General features: G+C 61.5%; 26 protein-coding genes and 1 tRNA gene. 18 read left to right on the top strand and 9 right to left on the bottom strand.

Annotated elements, in window-relative coordinates:
• Nucleotides 1-72 precede the first annotated feature (72 nt).
• Genes GH659_RS15090 through GH659_RS03045 form a run of 6 tightly spaced genes read left to right on the top strand, consistent with a single transcriptional unit; the run spans nucleotide 73 to nucleotide 6,680 of the window.
• Entirely contained in the window at nucleotides 73-468 is a 396-nt protein-coding gene (locus GH659_RS15090) for a type IV pilin protein (RefSeq protein WP_153109276.1), read from the top strand.
• A gap of 4 nt (nucleotides 469-472) precedes the next feature.
• Nucleotides 473-934, top strand: a complete 462-nt coding sequence (locus GH659_RS03065; RefSeq protein ID WP_170285817.1) for a GspH/FimT family pseudopilin — start codon at nucleotides 473-475, stop codon at nucleotides 932-934.
• A gap of 9 nt (nucleotides 935-943) precedes the next feature.
• Nucleotides 944-1,507, top strand: a complete 564-nt coding sequence (gene pilV / locus GH659_RS03060; RefSeq protein WP_153109274.1) for a type IV pilus modification protein PilV — start codon at nucleotides 944-946, stop codon at nucleotides 1,505-1,507.
• An 8-nt stretch (nucleotides 1,508-1,515) separates the two neighbouring features.
• A complete protein-coding gene (locus GH659_RS03055) occupies nucleotides 1,516-2,589 on the top strand; it encodes a PilW family protein (protein WP_153109273.1) in 1,074 nt (357 codons plus the stop codon).
• Entirely contained in the window at nucleotides 2,586-3,182 is a 597-nt protein-coding gene (locus GH659_RS03050) for a pilus assembly PilX family protein (protein ID WP_153109272.1), read from the top strand. The genes GH659_RS03055 and GH659_RS03050 overlap by 4 nt, the downstream gene beginning before the upstream one ends.
• 45 nt (nucleotides 3,183-3,227) lie before the next feature.
• A complete protein-coding gene (locus tag GH659_RS03045) occupies nucleotides 3,228-6,680 on the top strand; it encodes a pilus assembly protein (RefSeq protein WP_153109271.1) in 3,453 nt (1,150 codons plus the stop codon).
• Nucleotides 6,681-6,697: 17 nt separating this feature from the next.
• On the opposite strand, the gene aroE is transcribed toward GH659_RS03045, so the two are convergent.
• On the bottom strand, nucleotides 6,698-7,534 hold the full coding sequence (gene aroE, locus GH659_RS03040; RefSeq protein WP_153109270.1) for a shikimate dehydrogenase: 837 nt from the start codon (nucleotides 7,532-7,534) through the stop codon (nucleotides 6,698-6,700).
• 140 nt (nucleotides 7,535-7,674) lie between these two features.
• Nucleotides 7,675-8,697, bottom strand: a complete 1,023-nt coding sequence (locus tag GH659_RS03035) for a TRAP transporter substrate-binding protein (RefSeq protein ID WP_153109269.1) — start codon at nucleotides 8,695-8,697, stop codon at nucleotides 7,675-7,677.
• Nucleotides 8,698-8,844: 147 nt separating this feature from the next.
• Here GH659_RS03035 and GH659_RS03030 point away from each other — a divergent pair, with 147 nt between their 5' ends.
• A complete protein-coding gene (locus GH659_RS03030; protein WP_153109268.1) occupies nucleotides 8,845-9,030 on the top strand; it encodes a hypothetical protein in 186 nt (61 codons plus the stop codon).
• Nucleotides 9,031-9,058: 28 nt separating this feature from the next.
• Here GH659_RS03030 and GH659_RS03025 read toward each other — a convergent pair whose 3' ends face one another.
• The 4 genes from GH659_RS03025 to GH659_RS03010 form a co-directional block, all read right to left on the bottom strand.
• Complete coding sequence (locus GH659_RS03025; RefSeq protein WP_153109267.1) at nucleotides 9,059-10,207, bottom strand: Fic family protein; 1,149 nt, start codon at nucleotides 10,205-10,207, stop codon at nucleotides 9,059-9,061.
• 168 nt (nucleotides 10,208-10,375) lie between these two features.
• The gene (locus tag GH659_RS03020; RefSeq protein ID WP_153109266.1) at nucleotides 10,376-10,708 is read right to left on the bottom strand and encodes a nucleotidyltransferase family protein; all 333 of its coding nucleotides are present in this window, start codon (nucleotides 10,706-10,708) and stop codon (nucleotides 10,376-10,378) included.
• Nucleotides 10,695-11,123, bottom strand: a complete 429-nt coding sequence (locus GH659_RS03015) for a nucleotidyltransferase substrate binding protein (RefSeq protein WP_153109265.1) — start codon at nucleotides 11,121-11,123, stop codon at nucleotides 10,695-10,697. Before GH659_RS03015 ends, GH659_RS03020 begins: the two co-directional genes overlap by 14 nt.
• 172 nt (nucleotides 11,124-11,295) lie before the next feature.
• Nucleotides 11,296-11,369 (bottom strand) — tRNA-Thr (locus tag GH659_RS03010).
• A gap of 109 nt (nucleotides 11,370-11,478) precedes the next feature.
• On the opposite strand from GH659_RS03010, the gene GH659_RS03005 reads away from it, so the two are divergent.
• The 11 genes from GH659_RS03005 to GH659_RS02955 all read left to right on the top strand — a co-directional run bounded on the left by GH659_RS03005 (nucleotide 11,479) and on the right by GH659_RS02955 (nucleotide 21,619).
• Nucleotides 11,479-13,263, top strand: a complete 1,785-nt coding sequence (locus GH659_RS03005) for a GGDEF domain-containing protein (protein WP_153109264.1) — start codon at nucleotides 11,479-11,481, stop codon at nucleotides 13,261-13,263.
• A 318-nt stretch (nucleotides 13,264-13,581) separates the two neighbouring features.
• Nucleotides 13,582-15,591, top strand: coding sequence for a flagellin N-terminal helical domain-containing protein (locus GH659_RS03000; protein WP_153109263.1), 2,010 nt, complete (start codon nucleotides 13,582-13,584; stop codon nucleotides 15,589-15,591).
• 79 nt (nucleotides 15,592-15,670) lie between these two features.
• Nucleotides 15,671-16,075 (top strand): flagellar protein FlaG, encoded by a 405-nt coding sequence (locus GH659_RS02995; RefSeq protein ID WP_170285807.1) that lies wholly within the window; start codon nucleotides 15,671-15,673, stop codon nucleotides 16,073-16,075.
• Between the two features lie 37 nt (nucleotides 16,076-16,112).
• The gene (fliD, locus tag GH659_RS02990; RefSeq protein WP_153109261.1) at nucleotides 16,113-17,642 is read left to right on the top strand and encodes a flagellar filament capping protein FliD; all 1,530 of its coding nucleotides are present in this window, start codon (nucleotides 16,113-16,115) and stop codon (nucleotides 17,640-17,642) included.
• Nucleotides 17,643-17,651: 9 nt separating this feature from the next.
• A complete protein-coding gene (gene fliS / locus GH659_RS02985) occupies nucleotides 17,652-18,113 on the top strand; it encodes a flagellar export chaperone FliS (protein WP_153109260.1) in 462 nt (153 codons plus the stop codon).
• A complete protein-coding gene (locus GH659_RS02980) occupies nucleotides 18,113-18,436 on the top strand; it encodes a flagellar protein FliT (protein ID WP_170285806.1) in 324 nt (107 codons plus the stop codon). The genes fliS and GH659_RS02980 overlap by 1 nt, the downstream gene beginning before the upstream one ends.
• A 34-nt stretch (nucleotides 18,437-18,470) precedes the next feature.
• Nucleotides 18,471-19,640, top strand: coding sequence for a flagellar hook-length control protein FliK (gene fliK, locus GH659_RS02975; RefSeq protein WP_153109258.1), 1,170 nt, complete (start codon nucleotides 18,471-18,473; stop codon nucleotides 19,638-19,640).
• Nucleotides 19,627-19,953: an EscU/YscU/HrcU family type III secretion system export apparatus switch protein gene (locus GH659_RS02970; protein WP_153109257.1), complete on the top strand. Its 327-nt coding sequence runs from the start codon at nucleotides 19,627-19,629 to the stop codon at nucleotides 19,951-19,953. Before fliK ends, GH659_RS02970 begins: the two co-directional genes overlap by 14 nt.
• Nucleotides 19,950-20,762 (top strand): flagellar brake protein, encoded by an 813-nt coding sequence (locus tag GH659_RS02965; RefSeq protein ID WP_211364082.1) that lies wholly within the window; start codon nucleotides 19,950-19,952, stop codon nucleotides 20,760-20,762. Before GH659_RS02970 ends, GH659_RS02965 begins: the two co-directional genes overlap by 4 nt.
• 78 nt (nucleotides 20,763-20,840) lie before the next feature.
• Complete coding sequence (locus GH659_RS02960; RefSeq protein WP_153109256.1) at nucleotides 20,841-21,122, top strand: type II toxin-antitoxin system TacA family antitoxin; 282 nt, start codon at nucleotides 20,841-20,843, stop codon at nucleotides 21,120-21,122.
• Nucleotides 21,119-21,619 carry a GNAT family N-acetyltransferase gene (locus GH659_RS02955; protein ID WP_153109255.1) on the top strand — a complete coding sequence of 167 codons (501 nt, stop codon included), beginning with the start codon at nucleotides 21,119-21,121 and terminating at the stop codon, nucleotides 21,617-21,619. The genes GH659_RS02960 and GH659_RS02955 overlap by 4 nt, the downstream gene beginning before the upstream one ends.
• A gap of 11 nt (nucleotides 21,620-21,630) precedes the next feature.
• On the opposite strand, the gene fliE is transcribed toward GH659_RS02955, so the two are convergent.
• The 3 genes from fliE to GH659_RS02940 form a co-directional block, all read right to left on the bottom strand.
• Nucleotides 21,631-21,960: a flagellar hook-basal body complex protein FliE gene (gene fliE, locus GH659_RS02950; RefSeq protein WP_153109254.1), complete on the bottom strand. Its 330-nt coding sequence runs from the start codon at nucleotides 21,958-21,960 to the stop codon at nucleotides 21,631-21,633.
• A gap of 66 nt (nucleotides 21,961-22,026) precedes the next feature.
• Nucleotides 22,027-23,415, bottom strand: coding sequence for a sigma-54-dependent transcriptional regulator (locus tag GH659_RS02945; RefSeq protein ID WP_153109253.1), 1,389 nt, complete (start codon nucleotides 23,413-23,415; stop codon nucleotides 22,027-22,029).
• Nucleotides 23,416-24,624, bottom strand: a complete 1,209-nt coding sequence (locus tag GH659_RS02940; protein WP_153109252.1) for a two-component system sensor histidine kinase NtrB — start codon at nucleotides 24,622-24,624, stop codon at nucleotides 23,416-23,418.
• Nucleotides 24,625-24,638 lie beyond the last annotated feature (14 nt).

Genomic DNA, 24,638 nt, shown 5'->3' with positions numbered 1-24,638 from the left:
CACACATGAATCCGGACGCCGGCTCCGTTCAGGGCGGAAGCGGCAAAGCGGCCAGAACAGACAGGAGGAATCATGCGCTGCAACACGTTGAAGGATTTGTGCCGCGGCTTCACCTTGATCGAGTTGATGATCGTGGTCGCCATTGTCGGCATACTGGCCTCAATCGCCTATCCGAGCTATCAGGAATACGTGCGCCGGGGCCATCGGGCCGATGCGCAGGCCTACCTGATGGACGTGGCGCAACGGCAGCAACAATACTTTACGGACAACCGCAGCTACGCCGGCGATGTAGCCACGCTCAACGCAGCGGCACCGAGCAGCATCACACCGTACTACACGATCGCGATCGTAACGGGAGCGACACCGCCGTCATTCAGCGTAACGGCCACCGCCATCGGCACCCAACTCGCCGATGGAAACCTCTCCATCGACAACACCGGCGCCAAGACGCCTTCCGGCAAGTGGTGACGCCATGACCATAACGCCGCGTCGAGTCGCCGGAGTGACGCTGGTCGAGATGATGGTCGTGATTGCCATTGCGGCAATCATCTTGGCCATCGGCGTGCCCTCCTTCCAGCAGTTGATTGCCAGCGAACGGATCAAGTCGGCGGCGTCCACGCTCCAGTCCGCCCTCCTGCTGACCCGCTCCGAGGCGCTGAAGCGCAATGCCAACGTCACGTTGTCCCCGATCACTGATGGGGACTGGGACAGCGGATGGAATGTGACAGCGGCGGACGGAACCATCCTCTCGACCTACGACCCGATTAGCGGGGCCAGCATCAGCGGTGGCCCGGACGAAGTGGTGTTTCAGGGCGCCGGCCGTGTCAGCGGCAATGCCGCGACATTCAAGGTTTTCTCGGCCAGCACTTCGTCTATCCGCTGCCTTGGCATCAGCCTGAGCGGCGTCCCTTCCGTAACTTCTTCCGGCTGTTGAGGTGGCAACATGAAGCCATTGCCCATTGCCTGCAGCAAAAAACATCGTCAATCCGGCTTCCTCATGCTCGAGGTGCTGATCACCATCGTGATTCTGGCCTTCGGCCTGCTTGGGCTGGCCGGCCTGCAGACCAAAATCCAGACCTCGGAAACCGAATCCTATCAACGCGTCCAGGCCCTTCTGCTGGTCGAGGACATGGTCAACCGCCTTTCCGCCAACCGTACCAACGCAGCTGATTTCGTCACCGACGCACCGCTTGGCATGGACGACGAGCAACCCGACTCGTGCGCCGACTTGACCGGCGTGGCCCTTGACCAGTGCGAATGGAGCCGTGGGTTGAAGGGCGCGGCGGAAAAACAATCGAGCAACCTTCTCGGCGCGATGGCCGGTGCACGCGGTTGCATCGAACAGATCGCCGGCTCCAATCCGCCCGTCTTTCGTGTCTCCGTCGCCTGGCAGGGAATGACGAAATTGAGTGCCCCGAGCCTGACCTGCGGCCAGGGGGAATACGGCGCCGACGGCTTCCGGCGCGTCATCGCCGGCTTCGTCACGATCGCCGATCTGGACAGTTGAGTATTGCCATGAACGCCCACCCTCTTCTCCCAAACTCTCCGGAACGGCCATCAAGCACGCCGCGACAAAGCGGGACGACCCTTATCGAACTGATGGTGGGCATGACGCTCGGCCTGATCATCACGGGATCGCTGGGGCTGATCTTCCTCAACAACAGCCGGGCCCGGCAGGAGATCGAAAAGACCAGCCAGCAGATCGAGAACGGCCGTTACGCGACACAGTTGCTGCTCGATGACCTGCGGCTGGCCGGATACTACGGCGAATTCAGCCCCGCCAATGTGGCGACGCCGAGCGATCTGCCCGATCCGTCGCAAACCGATGTCAACGAACTAGCCGAAGCGATTGTCTTGCCCGTCCAGGGATACAACAACGGCGCGTCCATGCCGTCTGCCCTCACCGCCCTGCTTGCCGACCGGCGCTCGAACACCGACGTGCTCGTTATCCGCCGCACCAGCACCTGCGTCGCCGGAGCGGCCGGATGCGGCGCTGTCGATACGACGCGCAACACTTATTTCCAGACAACGCTGTGCAACAACCAGCTCAATGTGCTGCCGGCGACCAGCCAGTTCCTGATCGGCACGACGGCAAGCCAGTTCACGACCACCAATCCGGCCGTGACCGGCTCCGCCAATCCGCCCGCCTTTCTGGCACGGAAAGATTGCCTGACGGCCGCCGCGTTGCGCGCCTACTACACGCGAATCTATTTCATCAGCAACAACAACCAGTCCGGGGACGGCATACCGACGCTCAAGATGGCCGAACTCGGCGCCGGCAGCTTTTCGCTCACCCCGCTCGTCGAAGGCATCGAGCAGATCCAGTTTGACTATGGCGTGGACACCAACGGCGATGGGACGCCCGAAAGCTATACCGCCAGTCCGGCCGACACCGCGGCATGGCGGCAGGTCACGGCGGTGAAGATTCATCTGCTGGCGCGCAATACGCGGCCGAGCGCCGGTTTCGTCGACAGCCGGACCTACACCCTGGGAGCCGGCAACGACTTCGGCCCGTATAACGACGCCTACAAGCGCCATGCCTACACAACGCTGGTGCGACTAAACAACGTGGCTGGGAGGCTCGAATGAACAAGCGACTCCAGTGCATCAGCGGCCATTCGCGGCAAGGCGGTTTCGTCCTCGTCATGGGACTGATCATGCTGGTGCTGCTCACCGTGATGGCGGTACTCGCCTTCCGCCTCGGCGCCAATCAGACGATCATCGTCGCCAACGCCCAGCACCGCAACGAAGGGCTGGATGCCGCCCAGCAGGCCATCGAAACCGTCGTCAACTCGAGCAACTTTACCCAGAATCCGGCCGCTTCCATCGCCAGCAGCAACTGTAGCGACGGCAGTTCGAACACGCATTGTGTCGATAGCAACGGCGACGGCAAGAGCGATTTCAGGGTAACGCTGACGCCGCAACCCGGCTGTGTTCTGGCCGCCCCGATTCCGGCCAGTCAGCTGGATTTCACGAACCTCGACGATCTGGCCTGCTCCGCCGAAACACAGCAGACGTTCGGCGTTTCCGGCGCGTCGCCGTCGGGGAATTCGCTGTGCGCCAATTCGACCTGGGAAGTCAATGCCGAAGCGGTCGACACCGCCACCGGAGCAACCGTCAATGTCGCTCAAGGCGTCGCGGTTCGCATTGCCGCGACCGACATGGCGACCAACTGCCCCTAAGCATTGCCACCTCGCCACATGTGCTGCCAGAAGTAGGAGAACACCATGAGCTCGACGAAGAAGCAAAAATCCCTCGCCAAACTACTGGCACGCAGCCTGGTTCTTTCGCTCAGTCTGCCCGTTGTGCCGTGGACCATCGCACCGGCGCGCGCCATGGATACCGACATCTTCACGGCGCAGAACAGCCCGGGCGCAGCACCCAACGTTCTGATCGTGCTCGACAACACCTCCAACTGGTCGCGCCAGAACCAACATTGGCCGGGCGGCGTCCAGCAGGGCCAATCCGAGGTCAACGCCATCAAGACGGTGATCCAGAGCCTGCCCGGCAGCATCAACATCGGCCTGCTCGAACTCCCGGCCAAAGGCAATGCCAACGACAACGGCGGTTATGTCCGCTTTGCCGTCAGTGCGATGGGGGAGGCCCAAGGGAGCACAGCGACCGCTAACAAGGCAAGTTTTTCGGCCGAGCTGACGACCATCTACAACGACATCAACGGCACGACGGAAAAGCAGAATTCGAACATGGCGTACGGCAACCTGATGTACGACGCCTACAACTACTTCGCGGGCGCGTCGCCCTTTGCCCTCAGCGCCGACGTCCAGGCGACCGGACATGCCGATTCCAACGGTTACCTGACCAATTACACCCAGTTCAAGTCACCTCTCTCAGACGGCACGAATTGCGCCAACAGCTACATCATCTTCATCGGTAACCCGAATGCCAGCGGCCCGGCCGCCGACGATGCCGCCAACACGGCGGCGCTGAACGCCCTGGCAGCGGCCGCCCAGCCGACCGGCGTGGGCGCAACACCGCAATTGAAGCTGCCGCTTTATACGGAAACGACCCAGACCATTACCGACAATCTGGGCTATTCGTCGACCTGCTTCAAGAACGCGCCGAGCAAAAACACCAAGCTAACCGATGCCGACGCCGCCAAGTGCTCAACCTCAATCTATGAGTCGTGCTCCTACAGCACCACCGACAGCGCGTCGGAAGGCTGCCCGACCGGTGAAGCGAAGTATCAGGTACAGGGCAGCTACACAAAGATAACGACGACACCGACCGGCACCTTCGGCACCGACAGCAAGCCGCTCAATGCCGACGAATGGGCGCGCCTCATGCACCAGACCGGCGTGCCGATTCCCGCCGGCCAAACCAGCAACTACCAGAAGATCAACACCTACACGATCGACGTTTACAACGCCCAGCCCAACACCAGTCACAGCGGCCTGATGGCCAGCATGGCCCGGCACGGCGGCGGCAAGTATTTTTCGGCCAACAACGAAGCGGCCATCATCACGGCGCTGCAATCGATCTTCGCCGAAATCCAGGCCGTCAACTCGACCTTCGCCTCGGCCTCGCTACCGATTTCCGCCACCAACCGGTCGCAGAACGCCAACCAGGTGTACATCGGCATGTTCCGCCCTGACCCGACGGCACATCCGCGCTGGTTCGGCAACCTGAAGCGCTACCAGCTGTCGGTGTTCAACGGCTATACCGATTTGGCGGACGCCAATGGCACGCAAGCCGTCAGCACCGCCACCGGCTTCATCACACCTTGTGCCGTCAGCTGGTGGACCCACGATTCCGGCAGCTATTGGTACGACACCACCAACCAGCAGAGCCGCATTTTCATTACCGAAGCCTCGTCCCCCGGGCTGATCTGGCAGACGGCCGGCGACGACACCAACTTCGCACGCGGCCTGTGCGGCACGACCGGCATCTACTCCGACTCGCCGGACGGCCCGACGGTGGAAAAGGGCGGCGTTGCGCAGATGCTGCGCGAGCAGACCTCCCGCACCGTGAAGACCGAAGCCGGCGGCAGTCTCGTCGAATGGAACGCGACCAACGCCAGCGCGCTGTCGGCCAACTCGGCGATCAACGCCAATATCGTCAATTTCATCCTCGGCCAGGATGTGACTGGCGAGATCGCCGGTACTGCCTCGACGAGCGCACGGCCGACCATCCACGGCGACGTCGTGCATTCCCGGCCGCTTCCCGTCGATTTCGGCGGCACGACCGGCGTGTATGTGTTCTACGGCGCCAACGATGGCGTCTACCGCGCCGTCGAAGCCTCGTCCGGGCAAGAGAAATGGTCCTTCGTCGCACCGGAAAGCTACGCCGGTTTGCAGCGCCTGCTCGACAACACACCCTTGATCCAGACGCCGTCGCCGACGCCGCCCTCCGGCACGGCGCTGGCCGGCACGACACCGAAGCAGTTCTTCTTCGACGGCTCGACCGGGCTGTATCAAAACGCCGACAACACCAAAGTCTGGATCTACCCCGCCATGCGCCGCGGCGGGCGAATGCTCTACGCGTTTAACGTCACCACCCCGGCCAGCCCCGTCCTGAAGTGGAAAGTCGGTTGCCCGAACCTCGGCAACGACACCGGGTGTTCGACCGGTTTCTCGGGAATCGGCCAGACCTGGTCTACGCCGAACGTCGCCACCCTCAACGGCTACTCGACCACGACGCCCGCCGTCATCGTTGGCGGCGGCTACGACACCTGCGAGGATACCGATAGCGCCACCTCTTCCTGCTCGAATCCGAAAGGTGCGCAAATCTACGTGCTGAATGGCGACAACGGCGACCTGGTCAAATCCTTCTCGACAGAAAGAAGCGTCGCCTCCGACATCACGCTGGTCGACATCAACCAGGACGGCGCCGTCGATGCCGCCTACGCGGCCGATACCGGCGGCAACATCTACCGGATCGACTTCGCCGACGCCGGCGGCAACTTCGTTGCCCAAGAGCCGGCCAACTGGACGATCACCAAGGTTGCCTACACGACCAGCAGTTCGCGCAAGTTCCTGTTCGCGCCGGCGGCGCTCGCTTACAAGAACAAGGTCTATCTGGCGATCGGTTCCGGCGACCGCGAGCATCCGCTCGCCGCCAGCTACCCCTACACCTCGCCGGTGACGAACCGCTTCTACGTTTATCTCGACGATCCCACCCGTACGACGCCGACCGCCACCGATGTTGCCACCGACCTCGACGGCAGCAACATGCTCAACTACACCACCACGACCTCCTGCGACGCAGCGGGCGTTTTGCCGGGCGGAACGAAATACGGTTGGTACATGGACCTCAACGCCTATGGAGTCGGCGAACAGACGGTAACCTCGGCGCTGATCATCGGCGGCATGGTCACCTTCAGCACCAATCGCCCGGTCGTCAGCGCCAACGCGTGCACCAACGTGCTCGGTGAAGCGCGGGGTTACTGGGTCAACCTGATCAACGGCTCGGGAGCGATTGGCTCATCAGGCATTTGCGGCGGCAGCCGTTCGTCCATCTTCGTCGGCGGCGGACTTCCGCCATCGCCGGTCGTCGGCCGGGTATCCATCAGCGGCCAAACACAAGTTGTCGTCATCGGGGCAGTCCAGCGTGATGGCAGCGGCAGTCAGGCCAGTTCTCCGCTCTCCGGCCAGCAAGTACGCCCGCCGATCACCGGCAAGCGCACCCGCGTTTATTGGCGGACACCGAACGACACGCGGTAAGCCGCGGGCCGCGCACTTCAGGCGGTGATGGAGCAAACGGCTCCATCACCCACCTTCTCGAGCAGATCACTGCAATCCGGCCGCACACCCCGCCACAGGAAAAACGACTCGGCGGCCTGCTCGACGAGCATGCCCCAGCCGTCGACAGCGAACTCAGCGCCGTGCTGACGGGCATGGTCGAGAAACGGCGTATCGAGGTGGCCGTACATCAATTCGTAGGCGAGACTGCCCGGTCGGTAGATGCCATCGGGCAGCGGCGGCAGTTCGCCATCAATGCTGGCCGAAGTCGCGTTGATGACGATGTCGAACGATTCGCCGGCCAGCTCCGGATACGACGCCCCGAGAATCGGGCCCAGCGCGCCGAACGAGCGGCCCAGCGACACGGCCTTCTCCTTGGTGCGCGTGGCGACAGCCAGCACCTGCGGCTCGGCATCCAACAACGGACCGATGACACCGCGCGCGGCACCACCCGCCCCGAGCAGCAGGACGCGCCGGCCGGACACCGGACAGCCGAGATTTTCCGTGATGTCGCGCATGATGCCGACACCGTCTGTGTTGTCGCCCCGGATGCCGTTCCGGGTCACGATCAGGGTATTGACCGCCCCGGCCAGCGCCGCCCGCGCGCTTACTTCATCGACAAGCCGGTAGGCCTCTTCCTTGAACGGCAGGGTGACATTGGCGCCGCGACCACCCGCCGCGACGAATTCCATGACGCTCTCGCGGAACCCCTCAAGCGGCGCCAAGGTGGCGGCGTAGCTAATATCCTCGCCGGTCTGCCGAGCAAAGGCCGCATGAATCACTGGGGACTTGCTGTGGCCGATGGGGTTGCCAAAAACGCAATAACGGTCGGTCATGGTTGCCTTTCGAAAAGCGTGAGCAATTGATATTCGATCAATCCCCCGAATATTGGTTCAGGCGAGCAATCGAACGGGCCTAGAAAAAAAACGGGCCTGCCGAATGAGCAGGCCCTTGGGGAACGGCAAAAGTCAGAGAATCACTTGATCGACTGCACCCGCGCCGTTTCCGAGGCAAACAGTTTCTGGATGGCCGGATCATAGCTGGCGAGGAATTTCTCGATCGTCGGCTTGACCGCCTGCCGCATCCGTTCCTGCTCGGCCGGAGAGAGGTCGTTGTACTGCATGCCGCCGGCTTTCAGCTCGTCGACCGCTTTATGCGCGGCCTCGACGCTGATCTTGCGCTGATAGTCACGCGCTTCGACAAACGCCTCTTTCAGGATTTTCTGCTCGGTCGTCGAAAGCTTGTCCCAGAATTTCTTGCTGACCAGGATGACGTTGGCCGAGTAGACATGGTTGGTGGCACTCAGGTACTTCTGTACTTCGTAGAACTTGTTGGAACGGATCACGGCGAACGGATTTTCCTGCCCATCGACGGTTTTCGTTTCGAGCGCCGTATAAAGTTCGCTGAAGCTCATCGGCACCGGATTGGCCTTGAGCACACCGAAGGTCTCCAGATAAACCGGGTTCGGAATCACGCGCAGCTTCAAGCCCTGCCAGTCCTCCAGCCGCGCCACGGGTCGCTTGCTGTTGGTGACGTTGCGGAAGCCAAGATCCCAGTAGCCGAGACCGACCAGCCCCTTTTCCGGCAACTTCTCAAGCAGCGCCGAACCGAGCGGCCCATCGACCAGCGAGAACGCTTGCGAATAGTTGCTGACCGAGAAGGGGAAGTCGATCACGCCGTAGTCCTTGACCAGCCCGACGAGCGAGGTCGTGGCCGGCGACTGCATTTCCTGCACGCCGCCCTGCAGCGCCGCCGTTTGCTGCTGCTCGGTGCCAAGCTGATTGGAGGGGAACTCCCTGACCTGCATCTTGCCGCCGCTCTTTGCCGCGACGAGTTCGCCAAATTTCTTCACGGCCGCGCTGATCGGGTGATCGGTGTTGTTGAGGTGGCCGAACTTGATCGTCCGCGCCTGGATGTCTTCCGCGCTATTCGATACTCCCGGAGCCAACAATGCGACAGCCATCGTGAGCGACAAAATGCTTAACGATCCGACTTTCATAAGAACCTCCTGTTGGTTTTCTTCATGGAAGAGTGGCGACCGATTGTTCGGTCATGCGCCGGTAACCACCCTACAACTTCCTCGCATCAGGCTCAAGGAAAAACACTATGCTGAAAGGAAGTTCTACTCACCGAAAGGGAAATAGCCATGAGCGACGAATCCGACAACTATGTTTATGCACTGGTCACTGAGGACGACCTGATCGGCCTGTTTTCATCGCCACAACAGGCCAGGGAATGGGCGGAAACGAACCATGTCGCCTGGAACGGCGTCACCCGCATCCTGCATCGCTCGAAGACCTGCACGCCGCGAACGCCGGGCGAGGAGACTTGAATCGCTGACGCGGCGATCTACAAAAGCATCAGCGTGTCAGCAGATCGATATACGTTTGGTAACTGTAGCTCCGGTTTTTCTTTTGCCCGGTCAGCTCAGTCACGATACCAAGCTCCTCCAGCACCTTCACCGCAGCAGTCGCCGTCGGGAAAGTGGTGTTAAGGCTCTGGCGCACGCGCTCGATGGAAAAGCGCGGCATCATCGGCAACATCTCGAACAGGCGATAGCTCGCTGGCGTCGCTTTCGGCTCGGCCAGCAGGCGGCGGCGGTCTGCCGCCACCAGACTGGCAATCGCCACAATGCCACGTTCCGCCTCGGTGGCCGCCACGGCCACGCCTTCCAGGAAGAAGGCGATCCAGCCTTCCCAGTCACCATCCGTGCGGATCGCCGAAAGACGACGGTAATACTCGGCCTGATGCTGTTTCAGGTAGCCGCTCAAATACAGCAGCGGTTCATTCAGCAGCGCCCAATGCTCCATCAGCGCCGCGATCAACAGGCGCCCGATACGTCCGTTCCCGTCAAGAAAGGGATGGATGGTTTCGAACTGCGCATGTACCAGCGCGATGCGTACCAGCGGTGGCAATCCACCCTCTGGCTGGGCATGAATAAAGCGCTCCAGATCGGAAAGCAACTCTGGCACCCGCTCGGGCGGTGGCGGCACGAAAGCCGCATTACCCGGCCGCGTCCCGCCGATCCAGTTCTGCGAGCGACGCAATTCACCCGGCTGCTTGTTGTGACCACGCACGCCGTCGAGCAGCAGACGATGCGCCTCGCACAAAAGGCGCACACTGACGGGCAGACCGGCCGGATCGCGCAAGCTGCCCTGCACGAAACGGAAAGCGCGCAGGTAGTTGGTCACTTCCTCGACATCATCGCTGTTGCTGACCGCAAAACCCGCTTCTTCATCGAACAGGTCAGCGAGCGAAGCCTGCGTGCCCTCGATTTGCGAGGTCAGCAGCGCCTCCTTGCGAACCGCGCCATAAAGCAGCCAGTCGACGGACGGCACCAATCCGGAAACGCCCGCGAGACGCGCCAGCGCCAGTTCGGCCTCTCGATTCGGCACGACAAATGATTCCGGCGAAAGCGCCGGCGCCGATGGCAGCAAGGCATTCGGCACAAAGGCCCGGACAGACTCGCCCAAGGTCGTCGAAGTAACGTAGGTTCCGGTGCTACGCATCGTTTGAAAGCTTTCTTTTATTGGGTGAACGGATATTCAAGAACACTTTAATACATGATCACGCAATGAAAGTAGATTTTTATTCGATCCGTGCCCCCCCCTCAGGATTACAGCGCGTTCGCTACGACCGCTCTGCCATTTGCCCCCATCCCCTCCGCAACCCTTAAATCACCTTCCCCCCGCCTGCACGACCACATACGCCCGCTCGATTTCGGCATGAAAACTGGCGGGCAGGTGCGGCCAGAGGTGGATTTCCACCAGCATCGGCAAGGCACTGTCCTGCAAGGCCTCCTTGAGTTCGATCCAACCTTCTGTCTCTTTCGACAGGTCATGCGGATCACGCAGCACGAGGTCGAGGTCGCTGCCTTCGTGTGCGCCACCGGTAACGCGACTGCCGTAAGCCCAGACGTCGGCAGCCGGCACATGGCGCGCAAGCAGGTTCTGCAACGTGGCAAGGTGGTGTGACGCAAGATGCAGCCGTGCAAGCTCAAGCCGCGGCATCGAATACCTCTTGCAACTTGACGGCAAGCGTCCGCACGTCCTCAAGATAGTCAGGCAGAAGGATGAGCGTTTCGTTGGCAAAACTTTCACCGTAGTCGTGCGCAGTGTTGTTGCGGTTGGCTCGGTAGGCCAGCCAGCGTGTAACCGCCGCCTCGTCAAAAATGCCATGTTTGCCGGCATGGCGCAGCACGTCGTTGAAAACCAGCGCATCGACGCTACGCGGCGCGCCCCCATAAGCTTTGAGCGCCTTGCGCAAGAGCTTGCCGGCAGTTTCGAGCGAAAGTTCAAAGCTCTTGATCGCGGCATTGCGATAAAGATCGAACAAGACCTCCTCATGCGGTGTCTTGTTCAGCGCCAACAGAGCTTGTTCGAGCGTAGCGGCAGTCCGCAACAGGTGTTCAACGTTCAGAGCCATGGTTGCAATCCTCAGAAGTCGTAACCGATTCCGGCGAGTTTAGCCCGGATCAGCCGATCCGCGCCTCGCCCCCTTCGACATTGGCTCCAGGACAAAAGCGCCAAATTGGCTAAACGGAGCGCAAAAAAACAAAAAGGCCACTCCGAAGAATGGCCTAACTGTTTGATTTCTTTGGTGCCCCCGAACGGAATCGAACCGCTACCTGATGATTACAAATCAACTGCACGACCTTCATGCTACGGGGGCAAAGGGCTGTGAGGCGCGCATTATAACGAAAGCTGATGAAGGCCGCACGCAGTAAATAGAGTTTTGCACATAAACTACGCCTGTTCACCGCGACCCATCTGCAGACACCATGAGCACGCCCACCAATCCATCCGAAATCGCCCGCGAAACGCTCAAACAATTGCTGACGCGGCGCATGCCGCCTTCGCCGGAAAACTACCGGGCCATTTACAACGAAATCGCCGGATTGGCGAACAACGAAGCCGCCGGCTTCCCCGAGCGCGACCTCAAGGCGCTGCTCCAGCTGCTGCCGCGGGAAACGCCCTCGCAACAACGGCTCGCCCGCCAGATCGAGCAAGCCATCAAGAGCGAAAACTGGGACGAACTCCGGACAACGCTCACCGACTTCATCAAGGAACACTCCGCCGAAACCGACCTCGCCTGGGGCGAACTGATCGCCGACATCATCCGGCAGTGGGAAGTCAAGCAAAGCGGCCTCACCCCCGCACGCAAGCGCGAATCGCTCGACCGCGTCCTCGGCACGAGCACCAAGAACACCGAGCTGCTGTTCAACCGCCTGCAAAACCTCGTGCGCGGCTGGTCGAAGAACGAAATCGCCGACGACACCATCGAGACGGCAGACTCTCCCGCCGAACAGACCGCACCGACCACGCCGACCAGCTCCGCCTCGCCCTCCCCCTTCAGCCGCGCCAGCGAAGTCCTGCCCGAACTGCGCGACCTCTTCGCCTACACGCTGGAAGCCGTCGTCGCCGTCCAGCTTGCCGACGCGCCGGAACTCGCCGCGCAAGCCAAAAATCTGGCCGCCGCCGCCCGCGGCGCCACCACCGTCAAGGCCGTGCAAGACCTCCTTGCCAACATCAAACGCCTCGCCTTCCGCCTCGAATTCGTCGCCGAAGACAACGCCGAGCTCAAGGGTGGCCTGCTCAAGCTGCTGCAACTCATGGTCGACAACATCAGCGAACTCGTCGTCGACGACCGCTGGCTGACCGGCCAGGTCGACATCGTGCGCGACATCATCGCCAAACCGCTCAACCCGCGCACCCTCAACGACGCCGAACAGCACCTCAAGGAAGTCATCTTCAAGCAAAGCCAGCTCAAGCAGGGGCTGATGGAAGCCAAGGAAGCCCTCAAGCAGATGCTCGCCGGCTTCGTCGACCACCTCGCCGACTTCGCCGACAGCACCTCCGACTTCCACGACAAGATCGAAACCTGCGTCGCCAAAATCAGTCACGCCGACAACATCACCCAGCTCGAAGACGTGCTCGCCGACGTGATGAACGCCACCCGCGCCATCCAGCTCAACGCCCAGCGCTCGCGCGACGACCTGCGCGCCGCACAACAGCGCGTGCAGGAAGCCGAGCAACGCGTCAACGAACTGCAGGCCGAACTCGACAAAGCCAGCCTGCTCGTCCGCCACGATCAGCTCACCGGCGCCCTCAACCGGCGCGGACTCGAAGAAATCTTCGAAAGCGAATCCGCACGCGCAAACCGCCGCCAATCGCCGCTCTGCGTCGCCCTGCTCGACATCGACAACTTCAAGAAACTCAACGACACCCTCGGCCACGATGCCGGCGATGCCGCCCTCATCCACCTCGTCACCGTCATCCGCGACACCCTGCGCCCGCAAGACACCGTCGCCCGCTTCGGCGGCGAAGAATTCGTCATCCTGCTCCCCGACACCCCGCTCGAAAACGCCAACACCGCCCTCGTCCGCCTGCAACGCGAACTCACCAAGCGCTACTTCCTCAACAACAACGAGAAATTGCTCATCACCTTCAGCGCCGGCCTGACGGAATTCGGCCCCGACGACTCATTCGCCAGCGTCACCAAGCGGGCGGACGAAGCGATGTACTCCGCCAAAAAAACCGGCAAAAACCGCGTCGTCTGCGGCTAAAAAACACCGATTGATTCACCACACCGCTCCGATTGACTCGTCACACCGGCGAAAGCCGGTGCCCAGTCCCTTGATTTTTCTCGATTCCGGCATTCGCCGGAATGACAAATCCCGTTTTGCCCAGCGCCTCCCTAAAGTTCTCCGCCGCCCCGCCGTAAGAACACCTACGCGGCAAGCAGAAATAAATCCCTAAAGTTTCTCGCCGGCCCGCCGTAAAAAAAAGTGTAAGAAGCAAAACGCAGCACAGGATGGGCCGGCAGAACGCCTTGGTGGCAAGTAAAACGGCAACCCAACGTCAATCAAGACACGGAGATAAAAATGGCACAAGTCATCAATACCAACATGGCCTCGCTCAATGCGCAACGCAACCTGAACAAGTCGCAGAGCGCGCTGAACACCGCGCTGACGCGCCTGTCCTCGGGCCTGCGAATCAACAGCGCCAAGGACGACGCCGCCGGCCTTTCGATCGCCACCCGGATGTCCGCCCAAATCGGCGGCATGGAACAAGCCGCGCGCAACGCGAACGACGGCATCTCGATGACGCAAACCGCCGAAGGCGCGATGTCAACAATTGGTGACACACTGCTCCGGATGCGCGAACTGGCCGTGCAAGCCGCCAACGACACAAACAGCGCCGAAGACCGTGCCGCGATCCAGAACGAAATGGATCAGCTGACCTCCGAAATCGACCGGATTTCGTCCTCGACCGAATTCAACGGCGTCAAGCTGCTCGACGGCACTGGCGGAACGCGCACCTTCCAGGTCGGTGCCAACGCCAACCAGACGATCTCGGTCAACATGACCGAGCTGTCGACCCAGTCGCTCCGGCTGAATTCCAACGTCGCCACCGGTGACCTCAATTCCGGCCGCATCACGGCAGGCGCTGCGACTGATGGCGATCTGATCATCAACGGCACCGCAGTCGATTTCGCCGGCGCTGGCGCAGACAATTCGATCGAGGAGTTCAAGGACGCGATCAATGCCGTCGCCGGAACCACCGGCGTCACGGCAACCGCCTACAACCTCGTCGAAGGCGCCGCCGGCGCGACCGGCAAGACGGACGGGACGCTGACAATCACGGTAGATGCTGCTGACGGAACGGCAGGTTCGGCAGTGACCATCGATGCATCGGCCAACATGGATGAGCTCGTCGATAACATCAACAAGCAGGTGGGCGGCATCACGGCCTCGGTCGGCTCCGACGGGCAACTGGTTCTGAGCAACGAGACGGGCGCGACAATCACCGTCGGCGGCACCGTCGGCGGATCCGGACTGACGGCTGAGGCAAGCCAGGGTTACCTGAGTCTGACGAGCGGCACGGGCGAGGCGATCGAGCTGACCACCGCCGACGGCACCGCCGCATCCGCGCTGAACAAGTTCGGCTTCAACCTCAGCACCGGCAATTCGAGCATTTCCAGCGCGGAGACGATCTCCGCGTCCAGCGCCGACCTCGCCACAGCCATGGCTGACCTCGACACCGCAGGACTGGGAGCGATTGATTCGTCCGACATCATTTCGATCAACGGCGTCAAGATCGGCACGGCGGGGGCCAGCGCTTCGGACAAGGCGGCCGCGATCAATGCCGTTTCCTCGCAGACCGGCGTCACCGCGTCGGCCGAAACCAAGGCCTACTTGGACGTTGATTTCAGCACGGCCACCGCGCTGTCGGTCAATGGAGCCTCCATCGCCATCGCCACGACCGATGACGTCGACAACCTGGTGACGGCGATCAACGCGACAGGCGCGGGCGTCACCGCCTCGACCGACGCCACCACCGGTCGTCTGGTGCTGACGAGCGCTGGCTCCGACATCAGCTTGGAAGTTACCGGCGGCGGTATCAGCGTATCCGACAACGCAGCAGGAACAGGCGCGACAGCAATTGCCGACACCGAGTTCGCTGTCGTGCGCGGCTCGCTGACGCTTGAAGGCAACGACGGCGCATCGGTTCGCCTCGAAGGTACTGCCGCCAGCGTTGCCAAGCTCGGCCTCGTCGCACAAGGCGGCAACTCCGAAGCCATCGGCGGCAAGCTCTCGGTGACCACTGTTGCGAACGCCAACGCCGCGATCGAGCGCATTGACGACGCGATCCAGATGGTCTCGGAGCAGCGTTCGACGATGGGTGCCGTGCAGAACCGCTTCTCGACGACGATCTCCAACCTCGAATCGTCGGTGGAAAACCTGTCGTCCTCGCGCAGCCGGATTCAGGACGCCGACTTCGCCGCGGAAACGTCGAACCTGACCCGCGCCCAGATCCTGCAACAGGCCGGCACCGCGATGCTGGCTCAGGCCAAGTCGCTGCCGCAACAGGTTCTGAGCCTGCTGCAGTAAGCAGGCCGGGTAGCGGTAACGCTCAGTCAATTGCCCCGGCCGCTTGGCGGTCGGGGCATTGCCACATAAGGAGTGTATGATGCAGATCCAATCGATTCTCGCCGGCGGACCACCACAGACCCAACCGACTAATGTCTCGGCGCAGCAGAACGCGGCGACCACGTCGACCGTCGGGTCGGGGTATTCGGCGATCAACACGGGAACGATCCAGAGCAACGCCGTCTCGGCCACCGGCCAGACGGAAAAACAGCCCCAAGCGTCGCGTGAAGACGTCAACAAGGCGAGACAAAAGATCGAAGAAACGGTTCAGGCATTCAGCCAGAAACTTGAGTTCTCGGTCGACGATGAGACCGAGGCGTTCGTCGTCAAGGTCGTCGATAAGGAAACGAAGGAAGTGATCCGCCAGATTCCTTCCGAAGAGTTGTTGAACATTGCGAAGGCGCTCGACTCGCTGCAAGGCCTTCTGATCAAGGATCAGGCCTGAGCGGCGAAAGGAAACCCAAAGCGGCAGGAGGTTTGAGATGGCAGGCATCACCGCAACCGGAACAGGCTCCGGAATCGATATCGAGAGCTTGATCACCAAGCTCATGGACGCGGAGAGCACACCGCTCACCAAGCTCGACACCAAAGAAGCGACGATTGAGAGCAAGATCAGCGCTGTCGGTCAGTACAAGAGCCTCGTCTATGATTTGAAGGCCGCCGGAACGGCCCTCCAGGACATCGAAAACCTCAACGGCATCACCGCGACGGTCGGGAACACCGACGCGCTGGCGGTGGTGACGGAGAACGACGCGGCAGTCGGCAGATATTCGGTCGAGGTCAAGCAACTCGCGCAAAACCAGCAGATCGTGAGCGACGCCGGAACCTATACGTCGGCCTCGGACGCGCTTGTCGAGAGCGATTCGGGCGTGGCCAAAGCGGTAATCTCCGTCAATTTCGGCTCGGTCATCGAAACCGAGGGCGTAAAAAGCTTTAGCGCCGATTCGACCCGCCTGCAGGAAATCACCATTTCGGCGGGATCGGACGGCGAAATCACGCTGCAAGACGTCGCCGATGCGATCAACGACGGCGACTACGGCGTGACAGCCAGCCTCATCAGCGACGCGGAAGGCAGCGTTCGCCTCGCGATTTCGGGAAGCAAAACCGGCGCAGAGAATGCGTTCTCGATCGATGTCGCGTATCTGGATTCGGCCGGCGAGAGCGTCACCCCGGCAACGACGCCGGCGCTTTCCGATCTCGAATTCGATCCGTCGCAAACGACAAACACGGCCTTCTCCCTTTCGGAAAACGGCACGGCGCAGAACTCGATCATGAAGCTCAACGGCGTCGAGATCACTCGCGACAGCAATACGATCGACGATGCGGTCGAGGGGATGGCGTTCGACCTCAAGGAAGTCACGACGTCGGCGATGACCGTCAAGATCGCCCGCGATTCGAGCAACATTTCCACGCAGTTGCAGAAATTCGTGGACGCCTATAACGCGCTCTCATCCCAGATCAAGACCGACACGGCCTACAACGCTACGACGGGAACGGCAGGAAAGCTCCAGGGCGAAGGTTCCATCCGTTCCCTGCAAAGCCAGTTCCGCTCGCTGCTCGGCCAAGCTTTCGGCGACGGGAGCGGCAGTATCCGGACGTTGACCGACCTCGGTATTTCTTTCCAGGACGACGGTACGCTGAAACTCGACTCGTCCAAGTTGAAAAATGCGGTCAACAACAACCTGGATGGCGTCATCGAGTTCATCGGCGCGTTCGATCAGTCCGTATCAACCTCCGCACCGACGGCTAGCCAGGATGGCTTCGCCTACAAACTTGAACAATTCTCAAAGAACCTGCTGGCAGACGGCGGCCTGATCGACGGAAAACTCGACAGTCTCAACAACAGCATCGACGACATCGACACCCAGCGCGAGCGGATCAAGCAACGACTCGAAGACATCGAAGCGCGTTACCGGGCAAAATTCACTGCGATGGATACGGCTGTCGCCAGCTTGCAGAGTCTTAGCACCTATGTCGAACAACTCCTGGAAATGACTTCATCTTCGTCCTGAGGCTAATCAATGAACTACGCGATGCGCAATACCGCAATGAACGCCTACGGCAAGCAGAGCCTGGCCATCGAGGTCGAAGCGGCCAGCCCCCACCGTCTCATTCTGATGCTTTTTGAGGGTGCAGTGACGGCCTGCCATATGGGCAAGCTGCACATGCAAAATGGCTCCGTCGCCGAAAAAGGAATGGCCATTTCCAAGGCTATCGCGATTATCGAAGAGGGGTTGCGCCTCTCTCTCGACAAGGAAGTCGGGGGAGAACTGGTCAACAACCTCGATGCGCTTTATGCGTACATGGGGCAGCGCCTTCTTCAAGCAAACGTTAAAAATGATCCGGCATTGATTGATGAAGTACTTGGCCTGCTGACAGGACTGAAGGAGGCATGGGCACAAATCGACCCGGCCCGCGCGGCAACCTCGCAATCGGCACCACAGCCGGACCGCTCGACACCATTGACCTACGGGCAAGTGTAATGACTGAACTGGTACCTTTTCTCTGCCTGCGTCAGACGTTGGCGGCAATGCAGGCCGCGGCCAATGAGGAGGATTGGGACCGATTCCTGCGGTTGCAGGAGGAATACCAGTCCGTCGCCCCGCCGCTGCCGCCGCTCAATCGGGTTAGAGTCCCGACCAATCAGCGCTCGCAATTCATCGCTTTGCTGCAAGACATTCACGCCGGGTTGAATACGATCCTGCCGCTGGCCCAGACGCAAAGGCATTTTCTCTCCGGCGAATTGGCCGGACTTCGCAATTCGGCCAAGCTGAACAATGCCTATCTGGGTGGCCGTTTGGGCTAAGGTTGCCGCCTCCAAGTAACTCGCTAACCACCTCATGATCCCCGCCGACGTCGTCAGCCGCCTGCAGACTCAAACCACGGCCGATGCGACGTTGCAGCCGGCCGCGCCGGCGCAGGCGCTTACCGACAAGCTTTCCGACCTCGTCGCCGGGCAACGGGTGATGGCGGAAATTCAGGCGGTGCTGCCGAATGGTACTTACCGCGCGCTGATCAACCAGCGCAGCATCACACTCGCCCTGCCCTTCTCGGCGCAGACCGGTGACAGCCTCGAATTGCTGGTCACCGAGTCCGATGGTCAGGTGGCGCTGGCCGTTGTCTCGCATAAGCAGGGGGAAAACGCCTCCGCAGCCAAAGACGGCGCCGTCGCCACGACGCTGAGCCGCACCGGCCAGTTCATCGGCCAGTTGTTGGGTAATACGCGGCAGGCCAAGGACGACGCGCCGGGCCTGATCCTCAACGGCAACCGCCCGATCGCCGACGCGCCACCGACAACGGCGCAGGACATCCTGCCGCAACTCAAGCAGGCGCTTACGCAAAGCGGCATGTTTTACGAGTCGCACCAGGCAAGCTGGGTGGAAGGTCGCGTCGCGAAAAACGTTTTGCTTCAGGAGCCGCAGGGCAAATTGTCGTCCCCCGCTGCTTTTGCCGCCGCAGCCGAAGAGGCCGCACTCCCGCCCAATGTCGCATCGCCCAATGTCGCTTCACCCGCCTCGACAACGCCCGACGCCGTTGAAACACCTCCCCAAACACTCACCCCCACGGCAACGCGTGCGCCGACCGATTCGGCCGTTCCGGCCGGTCAGCTGATCGCGCCGCAAACGCAGCCGGTGGTGCAACAGCAACTGGTCGCGCTCGCCTCGCAGAATTTCGTCTGGCAGGGGCAAGTCTGGCCCGGTCAGGACATGCGCTGGGAAATCGAAGAGGATGCCAGTCACCGCCAGAGCGACGGCGGAGAAAGCGCCGACAACTGGAACACCCGCCTGCAACTGTCGCTGCCCAATCTCGGGGGAGTCAACACCCGCTTGCAGCTGCACGGCAACGAGCTGGTTCTCGCGATTACGGCCGATAGCACATCGGCGCGCACGCTGATGCAGACGGAGAGCGAAACCCTGCGCCAGCAACTGCAAGCCGCGGGACTGGCGCTGACCTCCATCGGCATCAGCGAAGAAGCCGAACCGACGGCGCAAGAAAATGCCGAAGAATAGGGATTTGAAGAGCGCCGTCGCGCTCACCTACGCGCAGACCGACGCGGCTCCGCGCGTCGTCGCCAAGGGGCGCGGCGTGATTGCCGAACAGATCATCTCGCGCGCCCGCGAACATGGCGTGTATGTGCATCAATCGCCCGAGCTCGTCTCCCTGCTCATGCAGATCGACCTCGATCAACGCATCCCGCCGCAGCTGTACGTCGCCGTTGCCGAGCTGCTCGCTTGGCTGTACCGGCTCGAAAGCGGCCAGAACGCCGGCGCACCGCCCGCGTTCGTGCCGCCCCCCGAATCGGCGGCAGGACTCGAAAAATGATTGAGGCTGAAAATCAACCAATGGCCAACCCCGCTGGCGATACCGCACCGCGCTTCGAACCTTTGCCGGACGACGACTACCGGCAATACCTGCTGCATTCGCAACCGGAGATTCTGTCCGTCCTGCGCTCGCTGATCCAGAAAAACGCCCTGATCACGATCCACCTCGACGCCGGCCGCTCGTTCCTGCTCAGCGCGTTGGTCGCTCTCTCCGACGACAACCGGCACCTGATTCTCGACGTTGGCGGCGACGAGACGATGAACCGGAAGGCGCTTGCGGCCGTCAAGCCGGTCCTCACGACGCTCGTCGACAAAGTCAAGGTTCAGTTCAGCCTCGAACAGTTGTCGGCAACGCAATATCAGGGCCGGCCGGCGTTTGTCGCGGCGGTACCGGAAAAGCTGCTCCGCTTGCAACGACGTGAATTCTTCCGCTTGGCGACACCGGTGGCCAACCCGGTCAAACTGACGACCACCCTGACGCTCGGCGACCAGCGCCGGCACCCAGTCGAAATTCCGCTGCTCGACATCAGCGGCGGCGGCGTGGGCCTGATGTTCGCCCATGAACTGCTGCCGCATATCCGGCGCGGCGACACGCTGGAGAATTGCCGGATTCAGTTAGCCGGCGAAGGATTGCTGGCCTGCACGCTATACGTACGCAACCTGTTCGAAGTGGCGACACGCAGCGGTTCGCGCTTCGTCCGCGGCGGCTGTGAATTTGCCGATTTCACGCCGCAAAAACTGACCCTCGTCCAGCACTACATTACCCGCATCGAACGCGAGCGCAAGGCGCGGCTGAGTGGCCTTGGCTGAAGCGGCCAGCCTACCCCACCACTTGAAACGTACTCACAAACGGCGCACAATAAAACCTCTGGTTTCAAGGAGTCTCACATGGAAAACACGCACCTCAAGGAAAGCCGCCTCAATATCCGTTGCGATGTTCACGCGCGTGAATTGCTCGACAAAGCGGCAACCTACACCCATGTGAGCGTTTCAGAATTTGTCTTGTCGCATGCGCTAGCGTCAGCAGCACAGGTCGTGCAGGCCAATGAACAAATCACGCTGAAGCCAGAGGATTTTCATGCTTTCCTGGCTGCCCTTGACGCACCCACAAAACCAAACGCAGCCTTGGAGAAAGCGATGAGGCGGCATGCCGAGCAGGTCGTTGTGTGAACGCCTACCGCATTCGTCCTCTCGACAAGGCTGTCGATACAACAGCTTTTCAGTGTGGGCAACCGTCACTCGACGAATACATCCGTCGCTACGCGTCACAAGACGCTCGACGAAATGTAGCACGCGTCTTTGTGGCAACGCCGGCGAGCGATGATAGCCATCTCGCCGGCTTCTTTACGTTGAGCGCCGGCAGCATCGCCTGCACCGAACTACCCGAAGCACTGGCAAAAAAACTGCCGCGTTACCCTGTGCCCGTCGCCCTAATCGGTCGCCTTGCCGTAGATGTCGGCTTTCAGGGAAAAGGTCTTGGATCAATCTTGCTGGTGGATGCGTGCCAGAAAGTTGCCAACGCAAGCGCGGTTCTGGCAATGGCCGGAATCGTTGTCGAAGCGAAAGACGATTCGACCGCAAGTTTTTACCAACACTTTGGCTTTCAGCACTTACCTGGGTCCCCTACCCGCTTGCTGCTCCCTGCCGCTGCTTTTTTCGCCTCGTAGTTTTGAATTGTTTAGACCTGCATGTTCATCACGTCGTTGTAGGCCGAAACGAGCTTGTTGCGCACCTGCACCATTTCCTGGAACGACAGGTCGGCCTTTTGCAGCGACAGCATCACTTCGTGCAGATCTGCCTTCGTATCGCCGGCGGCAAAATTTGCCGACAGCGACTCCGCTTCTTGCTGGGTCTGATTGACCTGCTGAATCGAATTCTGCAGAACCTGCGCGAAATCCACGCTGCCGCTCGACGCGCTCGATGACGCCGGCGCCTGCGCGCGCCCGCTGGCTTGCGCCGCCGTCGCCCGCATCATGCTTAACATCTGGTCAATGCCTTTGGTGTCCATCTACTTCTCCAAACAATCTTCGACCAACTACACGCAATTTCTGCGCCAGAAATACATAGCCGGCCGTCAGCCGTTGAACAATCCCGCATCCCGGTATTGTTTGAGCTTGTGGCGCAACGTTCGTTCCGACATGCCGAGTTTTTCGCCCGCCAGCTTGCGCGAACCGCCCACCGAGGACAAAACATCGAGGATATGTTCGCGTTCGAGGTCACGCATGTTGTTCGTCTTTCCCTCTGCCAGCACGGGCGCGGCAGCCGACTCGCCGCTTGGCACGCGGGAAACGATCGGAGCGCACGATTCCAGTATGGGTGCCGATGCCGACCGGGGCAAGGCGGAAAGATGCAGGGCGTCCACCTCGACGACATCGCCGGCAGCCAGAATGACCGCCCGCTGGATGACGTTTTCCAGCTCCCGCACGTTCCCTGGCCAGCCGTAGTCGCGCAACGCCTGCTCGGCCGGAGGCGACAGGCGCAAACCGGGACGTCCGGCGCGGCCGCCGTGCTCGGCGAGAAAATGCCGGGCGAGCGGCACGATGTCCTCGCGCCGCTGCCGCAGCGACGGAATCAGCAACGGGAAAACGTTGAGCCGGTAATAGACATCCTCGCGCAAGACGCCCTTGGCCACGGCTTCCGCCATATCCCGGTTGGAGGTGGCAATCAGCCGGATGTCGAGCGGCACCGGCTTCTTGCCGCCCACCCGTTCGACCTCGCGCTCCTGCAGCACGCGCAACAGTTTGGCCTGCAGACCCAGCGGCATTTCGGTCACTTCGTCGAGCAGCAGCGTGCCGTTCTGCGCCTGTTCGAACTTGCCGGCCTGCGCCTGTTGCGCGCCGGTAAAGGCGCCTTTTTCGTAGCCGAACAGCGTCGCTTCGAGAAGACTGTCGGGAATCGCCGCGCAGTTGATGGCAACGAAAGGCCCGTCGCGCCGCGCCGAGTGGGTATGGATGTAGCGGGCGACGACCTCCTTGCCGACGCCGCTCTCGCCGGTCAGCAGGACCGTCGTATCGGTCTGCGCGACGCGCGCCGCCAGCGCGAAAAGATTGCGGCTGGCCGGATCGTTGGCAACGACGCGGTCGTCGTCCATCGCTTCGGGCAAACGGTAACGCGCCACGTGTTCCAACAGCGCCTTCGGCTCGAACGGCTTGAGCAAAAAATCGCACGCCCCGGAACGCATCGCCTCGACCGCCCGATCGACGTCGGCGTAGGCTGTCATCAGCACGACGGGCAAGTGCGGGAAACGCGCCCGGATTTCCTTGAGCAGCGTGATACCGTCCATCGGCATCATGCGCACGTCGCTCACCACGATCGCCACGGCCTGTCTTTCGAGCAGCCGCAACGCCGCCTCGCCGCCATCGGCGGAAACCACCGCCTGCCCGGCCAGTTCGAGCGTATCGCATACCGCCTCCCGTAAATTCGGATCGTCCTCGACGACCAATATCGGCAATCCCTGCGCCATTCAAAAACCCTGTTCGTTAGTTTTATTTGCCGCGCCGGCCGGCAGCCACAGGACGAACTCCGATCCTTCGCCCGGCCGTGAGCTGACGTCGATCGTTCCGCCATGCGCGCGCGCCACACCCAACGCGATGGCCAGTCCCAGGCCAGTTCCCTGGCCGCGCGTTGTGAAAAAAGGCTCGAAAATCCGCGCCTGCACGTCCGGTGAAATCCCCCCGCCGGTATCGCTCACGCTGACGCGAACGCGCGCCCCATCATGCACAACCCGAAGCTGGACTCGCCGGACCGACCGCGAGTTCTCACACGCCTGCAACGCGTTTTCCAGCAGGTTGAGCAGCGCGCCGCCCAGTGCCTTGCGGCTGCCCGTGATTATAGAGTCGCCCGTTTCCGCCTCGACGCAAAAAGCCACGCCCTTTTCGGCACACAGCGGCTCCATCGTTTGCGCGGCCTCGGCAATCAACGTCGCGACCGGAATGACATCGCGCCCGATACTCTCGCCGCGCGCGAAGAGCAGCACGTCCTGAATCAACCGTTCGAGGCGCTGCAACTGCGCCGTCGCCTTGCCGGCGAAGCGCTGGCGCGCCGCATCGGGCAGCTCGGGTTGGGAAAGATTGGCGCTGTACAGCAGGGCGGTCGCCAGCGGCGTGCGCAACTGGTGCGCCAAAGAAGCGGCCATTTCCCCCATGGCCGCCAGCCGCTGGTTGCGCTCGGCGTTGGCCTTGAGCTCGTGCGCCGCCGTGATGTCGTGGATCAACAGGATGCGCCCGCCGGCCGAATCAAGCGGACTCTCGGCCATCGAGACACGGTGGTTTTCCAGCTGCCATTCGTCGGGCGCATCGGTGGCGGACAAGCGCTCCCGAACGACAAGCGGCCACGCGCTACCGACCAGCGTTTCGCCGAACATCGTCCGCGCCGCCGGGTTGGCCTCGCTGACGACGGCATCGCTGTCGAGCACCACGACGCCAGCCGGCAGCGCGTTAAGCAGCAGCGACAGACGCTCGGAAAGCGCCTCCTTTTCCTGGTACTGGCGGAGCAGTTCGCCATTCGCCACGGCCAGTTCGGCGGTCAGCGACTCGACCCGCCCTTGCAGGGCCGTATAAGCCTGCGTCAACTCAAGCGAAACCTGGTTGAAAACATCGAAGGCGCGCTGGAGCTCCTGCGCCTTTATTTCTGGCGCCGCATCGGGAACCGATGGTTGAACCGCTTCGCTCATGCGATAAAGAATCC

The organism is Propionivibrio limicola (assembly GCF_009469695.1).
GTDB lineage: Bacteria > Pseudomonadota > Gammaproteobacteria > Burkholderiales > Rhodocyclaceae > Propionivibrio > Propionivibrio limicola.
The sequence above is the reverse complement of the archived record's forward strand: the minus strand, read 5'-3'. Positions and strand labels throughout refer to the sequence as shown.